This is a genomic window from Cognatishimia sp. F0-27 (assembly GCF_020667845.1).
Classification (GTDB): domain Bacteria; phylum Pseudomonadota; class Alphaproteobacteria; order Rhodobacterales; family Rhodobacteraceae; genus JAFMPQ01.
This window is the reverse complement of sequence record NZ_JAFMPQ010000015.1, coordinates 18,364-38,759: the sequence shown is the minus strand read 5'-3', so window position 1 is coordinate 38,759 and position 20,396 is coordinate 18,364. Positions and strand designations below refer to the sequence as shown.

20 protein-coding genes are annotated in these 20,396 nt (G+C 62.1%); 8 read left to right on the top strand and 12 right to left on the bottom strand.

The annotated features are described in order from the left end of the window. Positions 1–274: 274 nt before the first annotated feature. Positions 275–2,224: a 4Fe-4S binding protein gene (locus J1C49_RS09970; RefSeq protein WP_227445673.1), complete on the top strand. Its 1,950-nt coding sequence runs from the start codon at positions 275–277 to the stop codon at positions 2,222–2,224. Here the strand turns inward: J1C49_RS09970 and J1C49_RS09965 are convergent. Beyond that, positions 2,218–2,955, bottom strand: coding sequence for a cytochrome c (locus J1C49_RS09965; RefSeq protein WP_227445672.1), 738 nt, complete (start codon positions 2,953–2,955; stop codon positions 2,218–2,220). The genes J1C49_RS09970 and J1C49_RS09965 overlap by 7 nt on opposite strands. A gap of 68 nt (positions 2,956–3,023) precedes the next feature. On the opposite strand from J1C49_RS09965, the gene J1C49_RS09960 reads away from it, so the two are divergent. The 4 genes from J1C49_RS09960 (at position 3,024) to J1C49_RS09945 (ending at position 5,546) form a co-directional block, all read left to right on the top strand. After that, complete coding sequence (locus tag J1C49_RS09960; protein WP_227445671.1) at positions 3,024–3,215, top strand: DUF6494 family protein; 192 nt, start codon at positions 3,024–3,026, stop codon at positions 3,213–3,215. A gap of 3 nt (positions 3,216–3,218) precedes the next feature. Next, positions 3,219–4,283, top strand: a complete 1,065-nt coding sequence (locus J1C49_RS09955) for an Mrp/NBP35 family ATP-binding protein (RefSeq protein ID WP_227445670.1) — start codon at positions 3,219–3,221, stop codon at positions 4,281–4,283. Between the two features lie 73 nt (positions 4,284–4,356). Then, the gene (locus J1C49_RS09950) at positions 4,357–5,070 is read left to right on the top strand and encodes a biotin/lipoate--protein ligase family protein (protein WP_227445669.1); all 714 of its coding nucleotides are present in this window, start codon (positions 4,357–4,359) and stop codon (positions 5,068–5,070) included. Next, positions 5,067–5,546 carry a DUF6505 family protein gene (locus J1C49_RS09945; RefSeq protein ID WP_227445668.1) on the top strand — a complete coding sequence of 160 codons (480 nt, stop codon included), beginning with the start codon at positions 5,067–5,069 and terminating at the stop codon, positions 5,544–5,546. Before J1C49_RS09950 ends, J1C49_RS09945 begins: the two co-directional genes overlap by 4 nt. 50 nt (positions 5,547–5,596) lie before the next feature. Here the strand turns inward: J1C49_RS09945 and J1C49_RS09940 are convergent, their stop codons facing one another. Next, positions 5,597–6,406, bottom strand: a complete 810-nt coding sequence (locus J1C49_RS09940) for a response regulator (protein ID WP_227445667.1) — start codon at positions 6,404–6,406, stop codon at positions 5,597–5,599. A gap of 76 nt (positions 6,407–6,482) precedes the next feature. Between J1C49_RS09940 and J1C49_RS09935 the strand changes: the two genes are divergently transcribed. From J1C49_RS09935 to J1C49_RS09925, 3 genes are read left to right on the top strand one after another with little or no spacing between them, the layout of a single operon-like run. Continuing rightward, positions 6,483–6,701: a NepR family anti-sigma factor gene (locus tag J1C49_RS09935; RefSeq protein ID WP_370639393.1), complete on the top strand. Its 219-nt coding sequence runs from the start codon at positions 6,483–6,485 to the stop codon at positions 6,699–6,701. Then, positions 6,698–7,249, top strand: a complete 552-nt coding sequence (locus J1C49_RS09930; RefSeq protein ID WP_227445665.1) for a sigma-70 family RNA polymerase sigma factor — start codon at positions 6,698–6,700, stop codon at positions 7,247–7,249. The genes J1C49_RS09935 and J1C49_RS09930 overlap by 4 nt, the downstream gene beginning before the upstream one ends. Beyond that, positions 7,246–8,979: a sensor histidine kinase gene (locus tag J1C49_RS09925; RefSeq protein WP_227445664.1), complete on the top strand. Its 1,734-nt coding sequence runs from the start codon at positions 7,246–7,248 to the stop codon at positions 8,977–8,979. The genes J1C49_RS09930 and J1C49_RS09925 overlap by 4 nt, the downstream gene beginning before the upstream one ends. A 92-nt stretch (positions 8,980–9,071) precedes the next feature. Here the strand turns inward: J1C49_RS09925 and J1C49_RS09920 are convergent, their stop codons facing one another. The 10 genes from J1C49_RS09920 to J1C49_RS09875 all read right to left on the bottom strand — a co-directional run bounded on the left by J1C49_RS09920 (position 9,072) and on the right by J1C49_RS09875 (position 20,286). Continuing rightward, positions 9,072–10,337, bottom strand: coding sequence for a glycerate kinase (locus J1C49_RS09920; protein ID WP_227445663.1), 1,266 nt, complete (start codon positions 10,335–10,337; stop codon positions 9,072–9,074). Positions 10,338–10,413: 76 nt separating this feature from the next. Further along, positions 10,414–11,412, bottom strand: a complete 999-nt coding sequence (locus J1C49_RS09915) for a LacI family DNA-binding transcriptional regulator (protein WP_227445662.1) — start codon at positions 11,410–11,412, stop codon at positions 10,414–10,416. A gap of 94 nt (positions 11,413–11,506) precedes the next feature. Next, complete coding sequence (locus J1C49_RS09910) at positions 11,507–12,670, bottom strand: dihydrodipicolinate synthase family protein (RefSeq protein WP_227445661.1); 1,164 nt, start codon at positions 12,668–12,670, stop codon at positions 11,507–11,509. A 39-nt stretch (positions 12,671–12,709) separates the two neighbouring features. After that, positions 12,710–13,021 (bottom strand): Dabb family protein, encoded by a 312-nt coding sequence (locus J1C49_RS09905; RefSeq protein ID WP_227445660.1) that lies wholly within the window; start codon positions 13,019–13,021, stop codon positions 12,710–12,712. Positions 13,022–13,183: 162 nt separating this feature from the next. Next, on the bottom strand, positions 13,184–14,776 hold the full coding sequence (locus J1C49_RS09900) for a GMC family oxidoreductase (RefSeq protein ID WP_227445659.1): 1,593 nt from the start codon (positions 14,774–14,776) through the stop codon (positions 13,184–13,186). Between the two features lie 16 nt (positions 14,777–14,792). After that, positions 14,793–15,551 carry a 3-ketoacyl-ACP reductase gene (locus J1C49_RS09895; protein WP_227445658.1) on the bottom strand — a complete coding sequence of 253 codons (759 nt, stop codon included), beginning with the start codon at positions 15,549–15,551 and terminating at the stop codon, positions 14,793–14,795. After that, complete coding sequence (locus J1C49_RS09890) at positions 15,548–17,026, bottom strand: GMC oxidoreductase (RefSeq protein ID WP_227445657.1); 1,479 nt, start codon at positions 17,024–17,026, stop codon at positions 15,548–15,550. The genes J1C49_RS09895 and J1C49_RS09890 overlap by 4 nt, the downstream gene beginning before the upstream one ends. Before the next feature lies 1 nt (position 17,027). Then, positions 17,028–18,131, bottom strand: coding sequence for an ABC transporter ATP-binding protein (locus J1C49_RS09885; RefSeq protein ID WP_227445656.1), 1,104 nt, complete (start codon positions 18,129–18,131; stop codon positions 17,028–17,030). 344 nt (positions 18,132–18,475) lie between these two features. Next, on the bottom strand, positions 18,476–19,384 hold the full coding sequence (locus J1C49_RS09880) for a carbohydrate ABC transporter permease (protein ID WP_227445655.1): 909 nt from the start codon (positions 19,382–19,384) through the stop codon (positions 18,476–18,478). Next, on the bottom strand, positions 19,384–20,286 hold the full coding sequence (locus tag J1C49_RS09875; RefSeq protein ID WP_227445654.1) for a carbohydrate ABC transporter permease: 903 nt from the start codon (positions 20,284–20,286) through the stop codon (positions 19,384–19,386). Before J1C49_RS09875 ends, J1C49_RS09880 begins: the two co-directional genes overlap by 1 nt. Positions 20,287–20,396: the final 110 nt, after the last annotated feature.

Genomic DNA, 20,396 nt, shown 5'->3' with positions numbered 1-20,396 from the left:
CGGTATCCAATTGCAGATCCAGACAGTTCGGAACGGTTTTACCCGGCCCGACAGCCGATCAGGGACATTCTGTCTAAATAGATTATTTTTGTCAGGATTGGGTCGATGCAAATTTCCCGAATCACCCCGCCCGAATCACAGGCGCAGTTGGAGGTCCGGCACGGGCGCCGACACGGAAATGCGGTTGCCGAGCAGTTCGAATCGGGACTACGCTGTGGCGCCGGAACGGGGGGTTGAACGGCTTCGGAAAGCGCGTTCCATGGGGAGAGAATTCATGATCAAGTCACTGATAACATGTGACTGTTTGGGAAGTCAATCTGTTGACACCGAAGGCTTGGCAAAAGCGACTGGACTGGAGGTGAAACCAGCCTGTTCGGCACTGTGCACCACCCAGATCAACCAGGCCGCGGCCGCCTTGCAAACGGGGGATGCCGCAATTTGTTGCATGCAAGAGTCACGAATTTTCGAGGAGCTCGCCGAGGAGCTGGGCACCGACGTCCCCCCCTTGATCGACCTGCGCGACAGGGCCGGGTGGACAGCGGATGACGCCCCGACACTACCCAAAATGTCCGCCCTGGTGGCGGAGGCGATGTTGCCAAAGCCGCCCGAAAAAACGCTCGACGTCATCTCGGAGGGTTTGTGCCTCATCCTCGGGCCGGCGGAGGTGGCGCTCGCCGCGGCCGACATGCTGAAGGACCATCTTGGCGTCACCGTCCTGCTCGCCGGTGCATCGGAGATCCCCCCGTCGCGTGAATTCGATGTGGTCGTCGGCCGCCTGAAATCCGCAACCGGCGCGCTGGGGCAGTTTTCCGTGCGCATCGACGCCTTGCAAATGGTCGAACCCGGTGGCCGTGGCGGGTTTGGACTGACACCGCCGCGCGATGGCGCGACCTCGGAATGCGACATCATTCTCGATCTGCGCGGCGACACCCCGCTCTTTCCGGCGCATGAAAAACGCGATGGGTATGTCCGCGCCGACCCGTCCCACGCGCCAAGCGTATCGGCGGCGGTGATGGCCGCCTCGCATCTTGTCGGCACCTTTGAAAAGCCGCTCTACGTTAAGCTCGAAAGCCTGCTTTGTGCGCATTCGCGTGCCGAGCAGACCGGCTGCACGCGGTGCCTCGACCTCTGCCCCACGGGCGCGATCAGCCCGGACGGGGATCATGTGAGCGTCGACCCGATGGTTTGCGCCGGCTGCGGCGCATGCTCCGCAGTCTGCCCGTCTGGCGCGATTTCCTATGATGCACCGCCGGTGGACCTGTCGTTCCGGCGCGTTCAGACGCTGGCAAAAGCATATCTTGACGCCGGCGGCACAGCCCCGCGCCTGCTTGTCACCGAAAGCCACGGCGCAGAAATGGTCCGTCTCGCCGCGCGGTTCGGCCGGGGTCTCCCTGCCGATGTGATCCCCATGGAGGTTGCGGCGCTGAACGGTTTTGGCCACGCCGAGGCACTGGCCGCGCTGGCCGCAGGCTTTGCGAGCGTCACCATCCTTTGCGGCCCGAAGACCGACCGTGCCGCGCTCGACGCGCAGATTGCACTCGCGCAGGCGGTGGCGGGCACGGAGAAGGTCCACGCGCTCGACACGCCCGACCCGGATGCCGTGAGCGATGCGCTCTACGATGCTGCGGTGCCGGCGGCGATCGCAACGCCTGTGCGACCGCTTGGCACCCGCCGCCAGATCACACGGCAAGCCGCACGCGCGCTTCTGCCGGACACCGAACACGTGCCGCTGCCGCAAGGCGCGCCCTACGGCGCCGTGGTGGTTGACGACAGCGCTTGCACCCTGTGCCTTTCCTGCGTCTCGCTTTGTCCCTCCGGAGCGCTTGGTGACAATCCCGACCGCCCGCAGCTGCGTTTTCAGGAGGACGCCTGCCTGCAATGTGGGCTTTGCGCGAATATCTGCCCGGAAGATGCGATCACGCTGGAACCCCGGCTGGACCTCACCGACGCCGCGCTGCGCCAGGAAGTCATCAACGAAGAGGAGCCCTTTGCCTGCATCGAGTGCGGGTCCCTTTTCGGGGTGAAATCCACCATCGACAAGATCACCGAAAAGCTCAGCGCGCATTCCATGTTTGCAGATGGTGAAAAGCTCAAGTTGATCCAGATGTGCGACGATTGCCGGATCAACGCGCAATACCACGCCAAGGACAACCCGTTTGCCGCGGGGGAACGGCCCAGAGTGCGGACGACGGACGACTACCTCAGCAAACGGCGCGATCACTGATGTTCAAGCGGTGCTCCGAGATCGGCGGGGGGCAGGCTTTCAACATAGGCCAGCACCGCCTCGACCTCTTCCAGCGTCATCTGGATCGGAACTATCGGCGACGGGCGTTCCGGCGGGAACGGCTCCGTAACCCCGTCGATCTGGGTAAAGGCTCCATGCGGTTTGAGAACGTAGAACACCTCGAACCGCTCCTGCCAGTCACCCATGCCACGAAGCAGGAAAAAGGAGGGGGTCGAGCCGATGTCGTTCTTTCGGCCCGCCTCGGTCACTGCGTGGCAGCGGGCGCATTTGAGCGCGCTGACCTCCGCCCCAAGCCCGACATCACCGCTGATCTCGACGGCCACGACAACGGTTTCGGTCTTGGCCGGCGGCTGGAACAGAGCCGCCCCCTCCGGCGCGTAACCAAACAGGGTCCGTTGCCCCACATCGGACCGGAGCCATTCCGCGAAGCGCGCGACCTTCGCGTTGTCGGTGTCGCGTTGCTCAAGGTGCCAGGTGGTGACAGCGTCCTGAAACAGCGCACGCCCGTCGGGCCCGATCACGAGGTCAGCGTCGTTGGCGGCATCGACAAGGGTGACCCGAACCTGCGTCTTGAGCGAGAAGCGGGGGAGGATGTGTTTGAACACTCCCGTGTCCACAAGGCTCGGCGGAGCATAAAGGCGAACGGCATCCTCTTGCGCGAATGCGGCAAGAGGGAACAGGGCAAGGCACAGGGCAGAGAGAATACGCATGGCTGTATCGTAAGATGCAACCTTTCGATCCGTCAAATTCCAATCCGGTCCAAGGGGAGTGAGAGACCATGAGCGACGATTTCAACATGTCGATGCGGAAATTCCTGAAACAGGTGGGGGTCACCTCGCAGCAAGCCATCGAAGACGCCGTGCGCGAGGCCGAAGGAGGCGCAAAGACTTATGCCATCAAGGCGGTTGTCACCATTGAAGAGCTCGGCATGACCCATGAGGTCAATGGCGAGATCAAGGGACAGGAGTAACCCGTGGCCTCTCGTGAAGCAGTATTGGAACGGCTCAAGACCGTCCGCGACCCTGGTGGCGAGGATATCGTCAGCGCAGGCGTGATGCGCGCGCTGAATGTCGGCGAGGACGGGTCTGTCCGGTTTGTCATGGAAATCGCGCCCTCTCAGGCCGCGGCTTACGAGGCGGTCAAGGCAGAAGCCGAAAGGGTTCTGGGCGCGCTCGACGGCGTCACAAAAGTCTCGATCGTGCTGACCGGTCATTCCGCGCCCGCCGCGCCGCCTGACCTCAAGCCACAAAAAGCCGCGGAGCCCAGCGGACCGCAGAAGGTTCCGGGCGTGGATCGCATCCTTGCGATCGCTTCCGGCAAGGGTGGCGTCGGCAAATCAACCGTTTCCGCCAATCTCGCCGTTGCGCTTGCACAGGCCGGACGACGGGTCGGATTGTTGGATGCCGATGTTTACGGGCCGTCGCAGCCGCGGATGCTTGGCGTGTCCGGCAGACCCGCAAGCCCTGACGGCAAGACGATCCTGCCGATGCGCAACCACGGCGTCACGATGATGTCCATCGGACTGATGACCAACGAGGATCAAGCGGTCGTCTGGCGCGGGCCGATGCTCATGGGCGCCTTGCAGCAGATGATGAACCAGGTGCAATGGGGCGCGCTCGACGTGCTTCTTGTCGATCTGCCGCCCGGCACCGGCGATGTGCAGATGACCCTGACCCAGAAATTTCAGGTCGACGGTGCGGTCATCGTATCGACGCCACAGGACGTGGCCTTGCTCGATGCGCGTAAGGGGATCGACATGTTCAACCAGCTCAAGGTGCCAATCACCGGCATGATCGAGAACATGTCGACCCACATCTGTTCGAAATGCGGTCACGAGGAGCACGTGTTCGGCCATGGTGGCGTTGCCGCCGAAGCCGCCAAGCTCGGCGTGCCGTTGCTGGCGGAGATCCCGCTTCACCTCGATATTCGGCTTGCGGCCGATGGCGGGGCGCCGATCACAGCCAGCCAACCTGACAGCCCTCAGGCGCAAGCGTTCCGAAGCGTTGCCGACGCACTGGTTGCCAAGGGCGCGGCCTGATAGCAAAAGGCACGAGCAAGATCCGTCTGCCCGATGCACCTAGCACGGGCGGATGGGCAAAAAGGATGGAGAGATGTTGGAAACAGAGCACGATCTGAGCTTTCCGCCCGCCATGCGTGGCGAGGAGGTGAGTGCCGACCCGATGGAAATCGCGGTCATGCAGGCAGTGCGCGGCGTCGATGCCGGGCTGATCCCATGGCGCGTCACGGCGGATCGCGTCTCGGCGGCCATCGTTCTGGCGCCCGATGTTGCTCTCAAGGATGCCATTGCGATGCTCCCGCTCTGCGGTGTCGGCTTTCAGAACGCGCTTGGCGCTTTGGCGCCGCCGGAAGTGGCGGTGCATCTGGAGTGGACCGGTGGGATCCGCGTGAATGGCGCGTCCTGCGGCGCGTTTCGCTGTTTCGCCTCCGATCTTGACCCGGAGGCGATCCCGGACTGGCTGGTGATCGGCTTCGCACTGCCGCTCTTGCCGCTGGAGGCCGAGACCGGCAACACGCCGGATCAGACGGCTCTGTTTGTCGAAGGATGTGCCGATGTGAACCCGCACCAGCTTGTGGAAGCCTGGGCGCGTCATACGCTGAACTGGATTGCGCGCTGGGAAGAGAGCGGCGCGCAGCCGGTGCACGCCGAATGGCGGGGTCTCGCCCATGGCATTGGCGAAGTCATAACCCTTGATGGGCGGAGCGGGACGTTCCTCGGCGTGGATGAGCGCTTTGGCCTCCTGCTGCGCACCGATGAAAAGACCGACCTGATCCCGCTGACAACGCGCCTGGAGACCAGCCCATGAAACTTGCCAGAGCCATTCATTTCGACGAGTCCGATCAACGGGTGTTCCACAATCCCGCCCGCACCGGGGAATGGTGCGTGTCGGGCGGTTTCGAGTTTTCGAACTGGACAGAGGCAGACCTGACCGGGAAGGCTCGGCAGGCGTTTTCAAACGGCTGGTTTGGCCTTGAGACGGGCGGCAGGGTGACCTTTGTCGCCGTTACGCAGATCGAAGCGGGGGAAATCTCCACGCTCACGGACCTTCTGGCGCAGCATTTTGTCACCTATTACGGAGCGCCGGATATCGAGGCCGCGCGCCCCGTGGCCGCCGAAGAACTGGCGCAAATGGTGGATCTGTGCGACGAGCATGACCCCAATACGCTTCTGACGGTGGCGCGCGAGTTGTCGGAGGCGGGGGTGCGGGAAACATATCGGTCAATCCCGCCTCAGGATGCCGGGCTGGACCAGTTCGCCATTCATGGCTCCCTTGACGAGTGATCGCCGCCGTCAGAGGCAGCTTCCGCGCAAGCGCCTGAGCGATGCCACGTTCAGGTCTTGAGTGTTTCCGTCGATGAAAAGAACATCGCCTGGCTTACGGCGGACCGCACCTGATCCTCTGTATAGGGCTTCGAGATGAGGAATGCGGGCTCCGGCCCGTCCCCGGTCAGAAGGCGTTCCGGGAAAGCGGTGATGAAGATCACCGGGATGTCCCCCGTGCTTTCAAGGATCTTGTTCACCGCGTCGATCCCGCTGCTGTTATCCGCCAACTGGATGTCGGACAGGATCAGATCGGGCGTTTCGCGATTGGCGAGTTGAATTGCACCGGTTTCCGTTCGGGCCACACCGGTGATCTTGTGCCCCATGTCGGCAATGATCGCCTCAAGGTCAAAGGCGATGATTGCCTCGTCCTCAATCACCATCACCCGGCCCGAGACGGATTTGGCCATCTCATTATACGCGATTTCAACAAGCTCCTGTGCCTCGGAGGCGGTCAGCTCCATGACTTGGCCGATCGCCTCGAAAGACAGGCCCTCGATCGTGTGCAACAGCAAAGCCTCACGCGTTCCAAAGGTCAAACGCGACAGGTGCTCCTGCGCCTTGCTGGCCAGGGGATCGGCCTCATCCCCCAACGGGGCGCCCGAGCTGGACCAGATCCCGTGGAAAACCTTGAACAGAGCCGCCTTGGAACCAAGCCCGCCATCGAAGCTCGACGGGTCGCTCAGGATTGCCTCGAGCGTCGCCAGTGCATAGCTGTCCCCCCGGCTTTGCGACCCTGTCAGAGCGCGGGCATATCTGCGAAGGAACGGCAGATTTTCGGCAACAAGAGCGGAAAGGTCGGGGTTTTGATCGTTTTTCATTCTGTTCTTTCGGTCGCGTCGAACTAAATTTGACATAGTGGAGTTGCCGCGAAGAACTCCGACAAGTTAATAAAAGATGTTGCTCACTAACATGAATCCTTCGGACAAAGAATCAAGACTTCAGGATGAAATAGACGCGAACCTCAAGAAGGTTTACGACGATGTTCTGAATGAAGAGATCCCGGACAGGTTCACACAGCTTCTACAACGCCTCCGGGAAAGCGATCGGTCGGGCCCGGCCTCGGATGCCGACCAATCTGGCGCCAAGGCGGGACAAACAGGGTCCGAAGAATGACGCCGGACCCACGGGACGAGCTGGTTGAGCACGTCCGCTCGATGCGGGCCTTTGCCACGACCTTGACCCGCAATTCAGCGCTGGCTGACGACATCGTGCAGGACACACTTGAAAAAGCCTGGACGAAGATCGATCAATTCGAAGCGGGCACCAATATGCGCGCATGGTTGTTCACCATTCTGCGCAACACCTATTATGCACATTTCCGCAAACACCGCCGGGAGGTCGAGGATGCCGATGGCACGCTCGCCGGCGCCTTGACGCAAAGCCCGGATCATGACGGTCGGCTAGAGCTGCGTGACTTCAACGCGGCTTTTGCGACCCTGAACCCAGAACAACAAGAAGCGCTCATCCTGATCGGTGCGGAGGGTTTCTCTTATGAAGAAGCCGCCGAAACGGTGGGAGCTTCTGTCGGCACGATCAAATCGCGGGTCAACCGCGCCCGGGCGCGCCTGACGGAGCTGCTCGATGGCGACGGTGCCGGAGGCACGCTCTCGACGCCGCCTTCCCGATCGCGCGGCGCAGGCAAAAGACCATCCGCTGCATGAGCATAGAATATCGTTTTTTCAACAAGTTGACCGTCAAGTTGCTTGGCTTGTTGTCGCTCGCGCTCTTACCATTGGGCCTCATCTCGCTCTACCAGACCTACCAACTCCTCAAGGAGGCGCAGGATCTCAATATCGCGTCGCTGCGGGGGCAGGTATTCGAAGTGGCCGCCGATGAACGCCTGTCGATCGAACGGGCACTGGCCGTTACAAAGGGCCTCGGGATCGCGGGAAAGTTCCTGACCGAAGAGAACTGCGAGGCCGAAATGGCCGCATTTATCGACGACAATCCCGATTACAGCTTTGCAAGCCTCGCAGACAGTGGCGGGGAAATGCGGTGCTCCTCCACGGGCGCGCAGATCGCGTTTTCCCGCATCGCAACCCCTGGCCCGGACGGGGTCCGCCTTCCGATTGATGTTCGGCCGGAACCGGCGGGCATATTCGGCGATCAGCCCAGCTTTCTGGTGAGCCGGCCGGTCTATTCCGGCAAGAGGACGTCCGGCTATGCCGCACTTGCCGTGCCGGTCACGCTCTCCGAAGACAGCCTTCGCGATTTTTCTGCCGAGCAAGGCATGCGCCTTGCCATCCTCGACCTCGAAGGCACGCTCATTGCGGCAACGCATGATATCACCGAGGTCGAAGCTGCCCTGCCCGATCAATCGGCCCCGAAAGACTGGATCGCACTGGCCACGGATCGGTTCGACTCCAAAGCCGTAGATGGATCGGACAACAGCTATCTGGCTGTGCCGCTGATGCGGAATTCGGCGGTTCTGATCGGCATCTGGGCGCAGCCTGGCGGCCTGTTCGGATCACGTCTGCCATGGTTGACCACCGCTTTGTTCGTGCCGATGCTGATGTGGCTGACCGGCATAGTTGTCGCGTTTTTCGGTCTCCAGAAGCTTGTCATCAGACATGTGAAGCGGCTCCGGCTGGCCATGCGCCAGTATGCGGAAGGGGCGCTGCGTGCCGGGCAACTCAATCTTGGCAACGCACCGGAAGAGCTCAAGGACGCCGAAGATGCCTTCAACCGCATGGCGCTCAACCTCGACAAGGCGGATGCCCAACGGGAACAGGATCTGCGTGACAAGGAAGTGCTGCTCCGCGAGGTGCATCACCGCGTGAAGAATAATCTGCAGCTGATTGCCTCGATCATGAACATGCAGTCGCGCAAGGCGCGGAGCACAGAAACCCGGCGCGCCCTCGCAGGGTTACAACGCAGGGTTCGCGGTCTCGCCATGTTACACCGCTCAATCTACACCACGCCGGAGATGACCACCGTCAACGCCGCTGACATGATTGCGGCCATGGTCGATGACATGTCCGGGCTCGCTCCTGCTTCGCCAAAGCTCTTGCGCATCGAAACCCGACTCTCCGCGACCGAGCTCTATCCCGATCAGGCGGTGCCATTGTCAATGCTGCTGTCCGAGGCGCTCACGAACGCTCTGAAATATGCCGGGCGGCCTTCGGATAACGACCCCGCGCTCATCAGCATTGTGCTCGAGGAGGATGCTGACGGGAAAACGATGCTCCGGGTCGAAAACACAAAAGGCGCGCCCTTGCTTCCTGATGAAGAAGGCGACGCGTCCGAGATAACAGGACTCGGTGCGCAGCTCATGACAGCGTTTGTGAGCCAGATCGATGGCGTCTCGGAAATCGAGAACACCAACCGCTATTATCGGTTGACCGTCACGTTCATGCGCCGGGATTTCGAGTTGCCGCCCCATGGCGCCTGACATCGAAAGCGCCTGTCGCTGCACCACTCCATACCATTGGCCGTGCAAATCCGGCCTTGAAACGGCGACCATGCAACAGCTTTCCGCTTGGCCTATGCTTCTGGCGGCAAGATCAGGATAGCGCGGAAATCGTTGACATTTGTCAGCGTCGGCCCGGTGACGATCTGATCGCCCATTGCGGCAAAAAAGCTGTGGCTGTCATTCTTCGCAAGAGCCGCCTGTGCCGATAACCCGAGGGCTTCCGCCCGCGCAAGCGTGTCCGGACCGATGCGCGCGCCCGCAACTTCTGCTGCGCCATCCACACCATCGGTGTCCCCGGCCAGCGCAAAAATACCCTCAGCCGCGTCCAGAGCCACCGCAAGCGCGAGCGCATATTCCGCATTCGGCCCTCCGATGCCATCCCCCCGCCGGGTCACCGTGCATTCACCGCCCGACAAAAGCAGGCAAGGACGATCCTGCGCCGTCATTTCCATGCGGATTTCTTGCGCGAGCGCGGCGTGTTCCGCCGCCACCTCGCGCGCTTCCCCTTCGATCGCATCGCCGAGCATGCGCACCGTCAGGCCCTCCCCCTCGGCGATTCCGCCCGCCTCTTCGAGCGATTGGGACGGCGCGGCAATCACCGTGTTGATGGTTTTGGCGAGAAATGGATGCTCCGGGGGCAAAACGCCAGTGTTTGTGCGCAGGACCGCGTCGACCGATGCAGGCACGTCGATTGCATAGGCCTTGAGGATCGCACGCACATCCGCCGGCGTGCTGGAATCTCCAACCGTCGGACCGGAGGCGATAAAGGCGGGATCGTCACCGGCCACATCGGAAATGATCAGCGCATGCACGGTCGCCGGATAGGCGGCGGCCGCAAGCTGTCCGCCCTTGACGCGCGAAAGGTGCTTCCGCACCGTATTCATCTTGTCGATCGGGGCGCCGGACGCGAGCAACGCGGCATTTACGGCCTGCTTTTCCTGCAGGGTGATATCCCCGGCGGGCTGCACGAGAAGCGCCGATGCGCCGCCGGAAATCAGGGCGATCACGGTGTCGTCTTCGGTCAGCGGCGCAAGATCGCTCAACAGGTCGGCCGTGGCGGAGAGCCCCGCCGCATCCGGCACGGGATGTGCGGCTTCGACAATCGTGATCCCCTTGCACGGCCGCGCATAGCCATAGCGGGTGATCACCCGCCCGGCGCACGGCCCCCAGACGCTTTCCAGCGCTTCGGCCATGCGCGCCGAGGCTTTTCCAGCGCCGATGACAAAGCAGCGGCCTGCGGGTTTCGGCGGCAACGCGTTCGGGACACAGACCATCGGATCGGCGACTGCAACCGCACGCTCGAAAAGATGGCGCAGAAATGAATAAGGATCGGTCATGGCACGTCTCCGGATCGGGCTACTGTCGGAATGAGCGCAGGTCTGGCCCGTGCACGGCCGTTGCGCAAGCATCGTTTCATGGGCCTGTCGTCGATTGTCGCGCGATGAGCTGCACCGGTATGCGCGGCATTTCAACCGGTGCGATGCCGCTGTTCAGCCAGTCGAGAAGCACCTGTGCCGCGCGTTCGGCAAAGCTGGCGATATCACACCGCACGGAGCTGAGTTGTGGCCAGACGAGCGCGCATTCCTCGATATCATCAAACCCGGCGAGGCGAAAATCGACACCGAGCCGGACGCCGGCCTCCGCGAACCCGGCATGCATGCCCAGTGCCACGAGATCGCTGAAACACACCGCGGCATCTGTTTCACCATGCGCAATCTCGAGCGCAACGCGACGCCCGAAAGCGCGGGACGGACGCCCGGAGATCACTTTGAGCGGAAGACCGGCACGCTCCATGGCCAAGCGGTATCCCGACATACGCTCCAGCGTGACAGGACGGTTTTCAAAACCGCCGACAAAGGCGATGGACCGCGCGCCTTGTTCAATGAGATGCCGGGCCGCGCTTTCGCTGCCAGAGGCATAGTCAAGCGACAGGAACGGAAAACCTGGTCCCGCATCACCTTGGCGCAGGACCTGCAGCACCGGTAAGCCGGAACGCTTGAGCGCGGCAAGGCTCGTTTCATCCCGGTCATAGCAGGGGCAAAGGATCACCGCCGAAACGCCATGCTCAACCATGGAGCCCGTGACCTGTTCCTGCAAGCCGGGATCCTCGTCGGTATTGGCGATCACGGTCGCATAGCCCGCGCGCGCCAGCGCCATCTGCGCCGAAGCGGCAAATTCGGTGAAAAACGGATTGCGCAGATCGTTGATCACCAGGCCGATCAGCCCGGATTCCGCCCCGCGCAATCCCGCCGCAGAGCGGTTGTAGACGTAGTTCAGCGCGCGCATGGCATCGCGGACCTGCGCGCGCGTTTGATCCCGGACCAAGGGAGAGTTTTGCAACACAAGACTGACGGTCGATTTCGACACACCCGCGTGGCGGGCGACATCGAGGATTGTCGGGCGTTTTGTCATCTGGGTCGCCTATGGTTGAGCCGGTCACACCTGGCTTGGACCATCACGCGAGACCCGATCAAGGATCGCTTCGCGCGTCATGGCATGCATCCGGTTACCCGAGGCCATACAGTTTCAGCAAGAGCATCATGCGTTGCTCGGCCAGGTCGGGATTGACGAGAACCCGCGCCCGGTCTGCAAGGCGCAACACTTCGGCGTAATGCGTGATCTCGCGCGAAGACTGGAACCCCGCCGGCATGATGAAGTGGCCCTGCGCGCCGTTGAGCCATGCCAGAAAGGCGATCCCGGCCTTGTAGAACTGTGTCGGGGCCTTGAAAATCTCGCGACTGAGCGGCACCGTCGGTTCGAGCAGCGCGTCATATGTGGCCCGGTCGCCACGCGCCAGCGCCTCAAGCGCTTGGGTCGCGGCGGGCGCGATGGCGGTGAATGCCCCGAGCAGCGCATGGGAATGATGCGTGCCGTCACCCGCGATCAGCGCGGCATAGTTGAAATCGTCCCCGGTATAGAGCCGCACCCCGACGGGGAGGCGCGCGCGAAACGCTTCCTCATGGGCCTGATCGAGCAGTGAAATCTTGATACCGTCGACCTTCGCCCTGTTTGCCGCGATGATCTCGAGCACCGCATCCGAAGCGCTCGCGATATCGTTGGCGCCCCAGTATCCGCGCAGCGCGGGATCGAACATATCCCCGAGCCAATGAAGGATCACGGGCTCGGCCGCCTGTTCGATCAGCGCATTATAGACCTCCGCATAGGTGTTTGGCCCTGCGCCGATGGCCGGTAGCGCCCGGCTCGCCATAAGGATCACCTGCCCGCCTGCCGCCTCGATCGCTTCCATCTGTTCAGAATAGGCCCCGAGGATACTCCCGACCGTCCCCAGATCCGAAAGGGGTTTCTGATCAGTGCCCGCACCACAGGCGACACGCGGTCGGAGCGGATGCGCTTTGGCCTCTCGCATGGTGCGTTCGATCAGTTCTTTTGCCGTGTCCCAATCGGTCCCCATTCCGCGCTGCGCGGTGTCCATCGCCTCTGCCAGACCAAGGCCCTGATCCCAAAGCCAATGCCGAAACCGCAGCGTGTTGTCCCAGTCGACCGCCGGGCGCCCCATCCAGGGGCTGCGCTCGCGCATCGGGTCAGAAACGATATGCGCGGCGGCAAAAGCCGTGCGCGTGAGCGGCACTTCCGGTGCGCGCGGGATCAGCGGATCACCGGACAACGTATAGGGCTCCAGGTCGCCAGAATAGGTGGGCAGGGTCAGCATGGTTCAGGCTCCGCGTGTCAGGTCGGTCACAGGCTTCGGTCAGGCCACGAAAGGCAGGTCAAAGACGAGGATTCCGTCCAGACCGCCAATGGCATTGGCAACAAGGCGTGCGCCGAGTTTTTGATGCATCGGATGCTCTGCATAGGCGGCAAGAGCGTCCCAACTGGTAAAATCGGCGGTAAACCCATGGAGGTAGCCTCGTTCGATCTGTTCGGGACTTTCAGAGCGACCGGCATGGATGGCCACCAACCCGTCGACATGGTCCGTGATCGCGTGAAGCTCTTGCCAGATATCGGCAATCTCGCTGTCGGAGAGGTCCTTGAACTTGATGAGCACGATGTGGCGGATCATCTCTTTTCCTTCGTTCGGTCAGGCGTTCGGTCAGGCATGGGCAGGCACCCTGATCGCTGCGGATTGCGGGGGGGGGCGGTCCAAAATCCGCCGGTCGCGGCATATGCCGCACACCCCGGTGGCATGCGACCATGGCACAGACACGGTTTGGACCCGCGCGGATCATCGCGAAATGCCGTAATCCGCCTTGATCATGTCCGCGGCTTTCTCGCCAATCATGATCGCGGCGGCATTGGTGTTGGAAGAGACAACATCGGGCATGATCGATGCGTCCGCCACACGAAGCGACTCAATCCCACGCAGAGTCAAATCCGGATCGAGCGGCGCCGCCGCGTCCCCTCCCATCCGCACGGTCCCCGCGCAGTGATGCGACGTCTTGGAATGCTCACAAATGAAATCGAAATAGTCAGCATCGGTTTTGACCGATGGCCCGGGAAGGCGCTCTGCCTTGATGAACGGTTTGAGGGGATCAGCGTTCAGGATTGCCTGCGTCAGCTTCAGCCCTTCGATACTCAACTCCCGATCCTTTGGATCGCTGAGATAATTCGGGTCGATCAGGGGCGCTGCGCGGGGGTCGGCTGACGCAAGCCGCACCGTTCCGCGCGAGCGCGGCCGCAAGTAACACGAATTGAGCGTCACCCCGCCTTGCGGCATCGCCTCCACCCCCTTTTCGATCCCGGTCCCGAGACCAAGGTGAAACTGGATATCCGGTGAGCGCGCACTTGGGTCGGCATACCAGAACCCCCCGGTTTCAAAAAGCGACGAGGCCACCGGCCCCGTCCGGTTCAGCAAGTATTGCATGCCGGCCAATACAGAGAGGTGCGGCTTTGCAAACCGGTCATAGGTGTGCGGTCCGGACACCTCGCAAATGCAATAGAGATCGAGATGGTCCTGAAGATTGGCACCAATCTCAGGCTGATCCAATGCCACCGGAATTCCCAGAGCGTTCAGATGATCTGCCGGGCCAATCCCCGACAGCTGGAGCAGGCGTGGAGATCCGATCGCGCCAGACGACAACACAACTTCGCAGAGCGCCGCGAGCCGCGTTCCATCCATCAGCTCGACACCCATGGCACGGCCCTTGCGCAAGATAATCCGCCGGACTTGCGCCCCGGTTTTCAACGTCAGGTTGGAGCGCCACAGATTTGGCGCGAGAAAGGCCATGGCCGCTGAGGAGCGCCGTGCATTGCGTTGGGTGAGTTGATAATACCCGACGCCATCCTGTTTTTCGCCGGTCATGTCCATGTTACGCGGGATGCCAAGCGTGGCGGCCGCTTCGAAATAGGCATCACAGATGGGCAGGGGCGCGCGCGGCTGGGACACACCAAGCGGGCCGCCCTTGGCGTGATACCGGTTGTCATGGCTGTCATTGTCTTCCGACTTGCGGAAATAGGGCAAGACATCCTCGTAGCTCCACCCCTCGCAGCCCTTTTGCCGCCAGCCGTCATAATCCTGCGCTGCACCACGGGTGTATATCTGCGCGTTGATCGCGGAGCCCCCGCCGATCACCTTTGCCTGCGTGTAATTGAACACGCGGCCCTGCATGTGCCGCTGTGGCACGGTCGACCACCCCCAGGAGCCGATGCCCTTCGTCATCTTCGCGAACCCCGCAGGCAGATGGTAAAAGGGATGACGGTCGCGCCCGCCGGCCTCCAGCAGAAGAACCTCGACTTTCGGGTCCTCGGCAAGCCGTGCCGCAATGGTGCAGCCGGCGCTACCGCCTCCGATCACGATGAAATCATAGCCTTTTTGCATGGACCTGTTTCCTCTTTCAGAGCCGTGGGATGGACAATCCGCCATCCACGGCAAGCACCGACCCCGTGGCATAGGCCATCTGCCCGGTGACCAGCGGCACCACCATCCGCCCCACATCGTCGGCAAAGCCCCAGCGCCGTGCGGGAATGAGGCCGTCGGCAATGCGCGCATCATATTTCTCGCGCACCGCAGCGGTCATTGCGGTCTGGATGATCCCGGGGCGGACCTCGAACACGCTCACCCCGTCCGCCGCAAGCCGCGCGGCAAAGAGCTGGGCCATCATCGACCCTGCCGCTTTGGACATGCAGTAGTCCGAACGGTCGGTGGTGACCATCTCCGCCGAAACCGAGGTAATGAAGACCATGCTGCGCGGATCGTCCGAGGGCGCGCGCACCATGCGCCGCGCAACTTCCTGCGCGAGGAAAAAGCCGCCACGCAGATTGATAGCCATCACGAAATCGAAGCTTTCTGCCTGCGTATCCAGCAAGTCCACACGCTTCAGCGGTGCCACGCCCGCATTGGAAATGAAGGATGTCACAGGGCCCTGTTGTGCTTCGACGGCGTCAAGCAGACCGGCACAGGCCTCGATCTGTCGCAAGTCGTGACGATAGAACCGGGCCGCGCCGCCCAACTCGGACAAGGCTGCGACGACATCGGGGTCGTTGGGCGCACATTCAGAGGCAAGGGCGATTGCAAAACCCTGTTCTGCCAAGGCACGGGCGATGCCCAGCCCGATGCCGCGTTGACCGCCGGTGATGAGGGCAAGAGGCGTCATGGGAGCTCCTTTGCGATCGTATCCGCCGCGCGCAGGGCCAGCGCGGCAACAGTCAGGGCCGGGTTCACAGCGGCCGATGTGGGCAAGGCGGCGGCGTCGGTGATCCAGAGGTTGGGATGATCCCAGCTCCGTCCGTCAGGGTCGATCACGGACCGTGCGGGGTCGTCCCCCATCCGGCAGGTGCCGCATTGATGTGAGGGCACGCGCCCGTCGAAGAGCCGGGAGAGCACTATGGGGAAGCCGGCGCGCCGCATGGTGGCCTTGGTTTTCGAGACCAGCGCCCGGTGCGCCGCCATGTTGGAACGCCGCCAGGCCAGCTTGATTTTGCCGCCACGCACCGTCACGCGGCTGTCCGGATCGGGCAGATCCTCGGAGATGGCATATAGATCGACGGCGTGATGCGAGATCCAGCGCGCGACCGGGCGGGGCAACTGCGGCACCTGGATCTTGAGAATATCGGGCGTTACGCGGCCAAGCGCCTGCACATTGCCGAGCGGCGGGCCACCGGCCCCGTCCCCCAGATACCAGTCATTGATCCCGAAAGTCTTTTGGTAGACCGCATCGTTGCGGAACCGCGGATCAATCGCGATCAGCGCCGAGGCATTGTGGTTCATGAAGCAGCGACCGACCTGATCCGCGCTGTTCGCGATGCCGGAGCGCAGCAGCAACGCCGCCGATTGCACCGCGCCAGCGGCCAGGATCACGGTGCCGGGTCGCAATATGCGGGTTTCTCCGTTCTGGCGATAGACCACCTCGGCCACGCGGCGATTGTCCGTGCCGATATTGAGCGAAAGCACCTCCGCCCCTTCCTCAAGACAAACATTGGCACGTTCCAAAGCGAAGGCCAAAGAACAGGTCTCCGCATCCATTTTCCCGCAGCGCGTGTCGGGGTATCCGTCCCACCCCGTAGACCCGGCGGCAAGCCACCGATCGATATCGACGCCAAGCGGAAGGGTGAAGGCGGTGACACCGGCCCGGTTTAGGCGCGCGCGCACTTGCGCGATGGCCGGTTCGTCGGGCACCGGCGCAAACGGGTAAGGACCATGCGGCGGTTCGGTCGGGTCGTCGCGTGTGCCACGCACCCTGAACAAGGCCTCTGCCCGGTCATACCACGGCGCCAGCACGTCATACCCGAACGGCCATGCCGGCGAGATCCCCTCCGCATGGTGCATCTCGGCAAAGTCTTCGGCGCGATAGCGAATAAGGACCGCGCCATAGAGCTTCGAGTTGCCGCCGACATTGTAGTAATTGCCCGGCTCGAACGGTTGGTCATCGGCGTCGAGCCATGTCTCTTCGGAACGGAACGCGGAATTGGTATAGATGCGCCAGGGGTCCCGCGCGGGTGCGTCATCCGGAATGCGATAGCCCCGCTCAAGGATCACGATGCGCGCGCCGGTATCGGCGAGGCCTGCGGCAACGGTGGCGCCGCCGATGCCGGATCCGATGATCACGATATCAGGCTCCGCGCGGGTCATGTCAGGCGACGCGCTCTTCGGTTTTGGGGTCGAACGCAACAGCCTTGTCCATGTTGAAGGCAAACGGGAAACGGTCGCCCGCGCTGACATCCACATCCGCGCGGAACCGGCCGGTCACATCCTTGCCGCCCATCTGAAGCACCACGAAGGTGTCCGATCCTGCGGGCTCGGTAATCTCGACCCGGGCTTCGACAACATGAACGTTTTGGCTGTTGCGGTCCGCACCGTCGCGGTCGGTGATTGCCTCGGGACGGATTCCGAGAATGACATCGCGGCCCTCCTGCCCTTGAACCTTGTCAAAGGGGATTGTTGCCTTTTGACCATCAGCCAGAGCGATCTCGACAGCGGTGCGGCCGTTTTCCGAAACGACCTTCGCGGCAAAGAGATTCATGGAGGGCGACCCCATGAATCCGGCCACAAACATGTTGGCCGGGTTGTCATAGATCTCCTTGGGCGTTCCAAGCTGTTGAACATAGCCGCCATACATCACCGCGATGCGGGTGGAGAGCGTCAGGGCCTCGATCTGGTCGTGGGTGACATAGACAATCGTGGTGCCCAGCTTCTGGTGCAGCTTCTTGATCTCCGTGCGCATGTCGACGCGCAGCTTGGCGTCGAGATTGGAGAGCGGTTCGTCAAAAAGGAACACGTCTGGCTCGCGGGTCAGCGCCCGCCCCATGGCAACCCTCTGCCGCTGCCCGCCGGAAAGCTGTCCGGGCTTGCGGTCCAGAAGCTGACCGATCTGAAGAAGGTCGGCCACCTGCGCGATTTTCTTCTCCCGTTCCGGCTTCGGAACGCCCTGCATTTCCATCCCGAAGGAGATGTTCCCCTTCACGGTCATGTTCGGGTAGAGCGCATAGCTCTGGAACACCATCGCGATGTTCCGCTCGGCCGGTTTGACGTTGTTCATGGACCGACCCTTGATGGAGATGTCACCGGTCGTGACCTCTTCCAGCCCCGCGATCATGTTGAGCAAGGTCGATTTGCCACAACCCGAGGGGCCAACAAGGACCAGAAACTCGCCTTCTTCTACCGAGATGTCCGTCTCGTGCAGGACCTTGACGGGACCGTAGGATTTCGTGGCTTGCTTGATATCGAGAAAACCCATGTCTCAGGCTCCCTGTTTCTGCGGCGCCACTTCGGCGCGGAACGTGGTCTTGATGAAATGGGCCGCGACCGGCCCGTCGGGGTGGCGCAATCGCGCCGCCCCGGTGGGGGCGGGTCGGCGCGGCCCGGCGGTTCCCACCGGGCGGGCACATTTATTGGCAGGCGTGTGTGTCTTGGTCTGAGCGTCCAGTTGCGCAAAACCGCGGACGCCTCCGGCGCGTTCGCCACTTGAAACCTGCCACTGGCAGCTTTCATTTTGCTGCGCAAAACCGCGGACGCCTCCGGCGCGTTCGCCACTTGAAACCTGCCACTGGCAGCTTTCATTTTGCTGCGCAAAACCGCGGCTCATCCCTTTACGCTCCCGGCCATCAGGCCGCGCACGAAATAGCGACCGGCCACGATATAAACGAGCAGCGTCGGCAACGCCGCCATGATCGCCCCAGCGAAATGCACGTTGTATTCTTTTACGCCCGTCGAGCTTTGCACCAAGTTGTTCAGCGCAACGGTCATCGGCTGGCTGTCGAAATCCGAGAAACTCGCACCAAAGAGGAAGTCGTTCCAGATATTGGTGAATTGCCAGATGATGCAGACCACGGCGATCGGACCGGACGAGGGCAACAGAATTCGCCAGAAGATCGTGAAGAACCCTGCCCCATCGATTTGAGCCGCGCGCACAAGCTCCGTCGGGAAGGCGGCGTAGTAGTTGCGGAAATACAGCGTCGAGAAGCCGATCCCATAAACCAGATGCACAAAGACCAGCCCCGGCACCGACCCCGCCAACCCCGTCAGACCGAGGATACGTGCCATCGGGATCAAGACCATCTGGAACGGAATGAAACACCCGAAAAGCAGGAGGCCAAAGAGCAGGGTCGACCCGCGGAAGGCCCATTTGGTCAGCACGTAGCCATTGAGCGCCCCAAGGATCGTCGAAAGCGCAACGGCCGGAATGACCATCACCAGCGAGTTCACGAAATACGGCCGTAGCCCCGTCGCATCGACACCGATCTGGGCCGTGGACCACGCAGACCCCCAGGGGGCGATGGTCCATTCGTTGGGCAAGGCCATCATGCCACCCGCCGTGATCTCTTCGAGCGGCTTGAGCGAATTGACCACCATAACGTAGAGCGGCAGCAGGTAGTAGATACAGAAAAGCACGAGCACCGTGTAGAGAATGATCCGCGGCACGGCAGCAGACAGGCTCGACGCCTTGGTGCGACCAACCGCAGCGGAAGGGTTCGTGGACGTATTGGCCATCACTTCTTCTCCCGCAATTCGGACCACAGATACGGCACGATGATCGCTGCGATTGTCATCAGCATGATCACGGCGGAGGCCGCACCGATGCCCATCTGGTTCCGGGTGAAGGTGTAGGAATACATGAAGGTTGCGGGCACTTCCGTCGCCGTGCCGGGGCCGCCATTGGTCAGCGCGATCACCAGGTCGTAGCTCTTGATCGCCATATGCGCGAGCACCACGAAGGCCGACATGAACGCGGGGCGCAGTTGCGGGATCACGATACGACGGTAGAGCGCCAGGGTGGAGGCGCCGTCGATCTGGGCGGCCTTGAGCATTTCGCTGTCGATGCCGCGCAGCCCCGCCAGAAACATCGCCATGACAAAGCCGGAGGTTTGCCAGACTGCCGCGATGACGATGGTGTAGATCGCCATGTCGCCGTCCTTGATCCAGTTAAATTCGAAGCTTTCCCAGCCCCATCCCTGCACCACGGCCTCAAGACCGATGCCCGGATCGAGGAACCATTTCCACGCGACGCCAGTCACGATGAAGGACAGCGCCATCGGGTAGAGGTAGATCGTGCGGATGAAGCCTTCGGCACGGATCTTCTGATCCAGAAGGATCGCCAGCAACAAGCCCAGCGCACAGCAAATGATGATATAGAGCGAACCGAAGATGATCAGGTTGGTGACGGCCGTGTCCCACGCGCGAATGCGGAACAGGTTTTCATAATTCTGCCACCCGACCCAACCGAAAGACGGCAAGATACGGCTGTCGGTAAACGACAGATAGAGGGTGAAAAAGATGAAACCGTAAACGAAGATCGCGACGATTGCGACCGAGGGGCTCAGGACGAGTTTGGGCAAGGCATCGCGCAGTCGGTCGGCAAAACCGGGGCGGCCGCCCATGTCGGTCATGGACATGAGGATTCTCCTTGGCGGGAGCGCTGGGGACAAGTGCGGGAGACGGCGCTGGCGACCGGGACGAGACAAACCGCTCCGGGCCAATGATAGAGTAGAGGCGTCGCGGGCGC

Coding starts and splice junctions, on each gene's coding strand:
- J1C49_RS09905 (WP_227445660.1), bottom strand. CDS start 13,021: ATGATCCGCCACATCGTGCTCATCAAGTTCAAGGACCTCTCCGACAGC.
- J1C49_RS09940 (WP_227445667.1), bottom strand. CDS start 6,406: ATGAAAAACGATCAAAACCCCGACCTTTCCGCTCTTGTTGCCGAAAAT.
- J1C49_RS09935 (WP_370639393.1), top strand. CDS start 6,483: ATGTTGCTCACTAACATGAATCCTTCGGACAAAGAATCAAGACTTCAG.
- J1C49_RS09910 (WP_227445661.1), bottom strand. CDS start 12,670: ATGCTGACCCTGCCCACCTATTCTGGCGACCTGGAGCCCTATACGTTG.
- J1C49_RS09895 (WP_227445658.1), bottom strand. CDS start 15,551: ATGACGCCTCTTGCCCTCATCACCGGCGGTCAACGCGGCATCGGGCTG.
- J1C49_RS09945 (WP_227445668.1), top strand. CDS start 5,067: ATGAAACTTGCCAGAGCCATTCATTTCGACGAGTCCGATCAACGGGTG.
- J1C49_RS09960 (WP_227445671.1), top strand. CDS start 3,024: ATGAGCGACGATTTCAACATGTCGATGCGGAAATTCCTGAAACAGGTG.
- J1C49_RS09885 (WP_227445656.1), bottom strand. CDS start 18,131: ATGGGTTTTCTCGATATCAAGCAAGCCACGAAATCCTACGGTCCCGTC.
- J1C49_RS09890 (WP_227445657.1), bottom strand. CDS start 17,026: ATGACCCGCGCGGAGCCTGATATCGTGATCATCGGATCCGGCATCGGC.
- J1C49_RS09950 (WP_227445669.1), top strand. CDS start 4,357: ATGTTGGAAACAGAGCACGATCTGAGCTTTCCGCCCGCCATGCGTGGC.
- J1C49_RS09875 (WP_227445654.1), bottom strand. CDS start 20,286: ATGTCCATGACCGACATGGGCGGCCGCCCCGGTTTTGCCGACCGACTG.
- J1C49_RS09915 (WP_227445662.1), bottom strand. CDS start 11,412: ATGACAAAACGCCCGACAATCCTCGATGTCGCCCGCCACGCGGGTGTG.
- J1C49_RS09900 (WP_227445659.1), bottom strand. CDS start 14,776: ATGCAAAAAGGCTATGATTTCATCGTGATCGGAGGCGGTAGCGCCGGC.
- J1C49_RS09930 (WP_227445665.1), top strand. CDS start 6,698: ATGACGCCGGACCCACGGGACGAGCTGGTTGAGCACGTCCGCTCGATG.
- J1C49_RS09925 (WP_227445664.1), top strand. CDS start 7,246: ATGAGCATAGAATATCGTTTTTTCAACAAGTTGACCGTCAAGTTGCTT.
- J1C49_RS09965 (WP_227445672.1), bottom strand. CDS start 2,955: ATGCGTATTCTCTCTGCCCTGTGCCTTGCCCTGTTCCCTCTTGCCGCA.
- J1C49_RS09970 (WP_227445673.1), top strand. CDS start 275: ATGATCAAGTCACTGATAACATGTGACTGTTTGGGAAGTCAATCTGTT.
- J1C49_RS09920 (WP_227445663.1), bottom strand. CDS start 10,337: ATGACCGATCCTTATTCATTTCTGCGCCATCTTTTCGAGCGTGCGGTT.
- J1C49_RS09880 (WP_227445655.1), bottom strand. CDS start 19,384: ATGGCCAATACGTCCACGAACCCTTCCGCTGCGGTTGGTCGCACCAAG.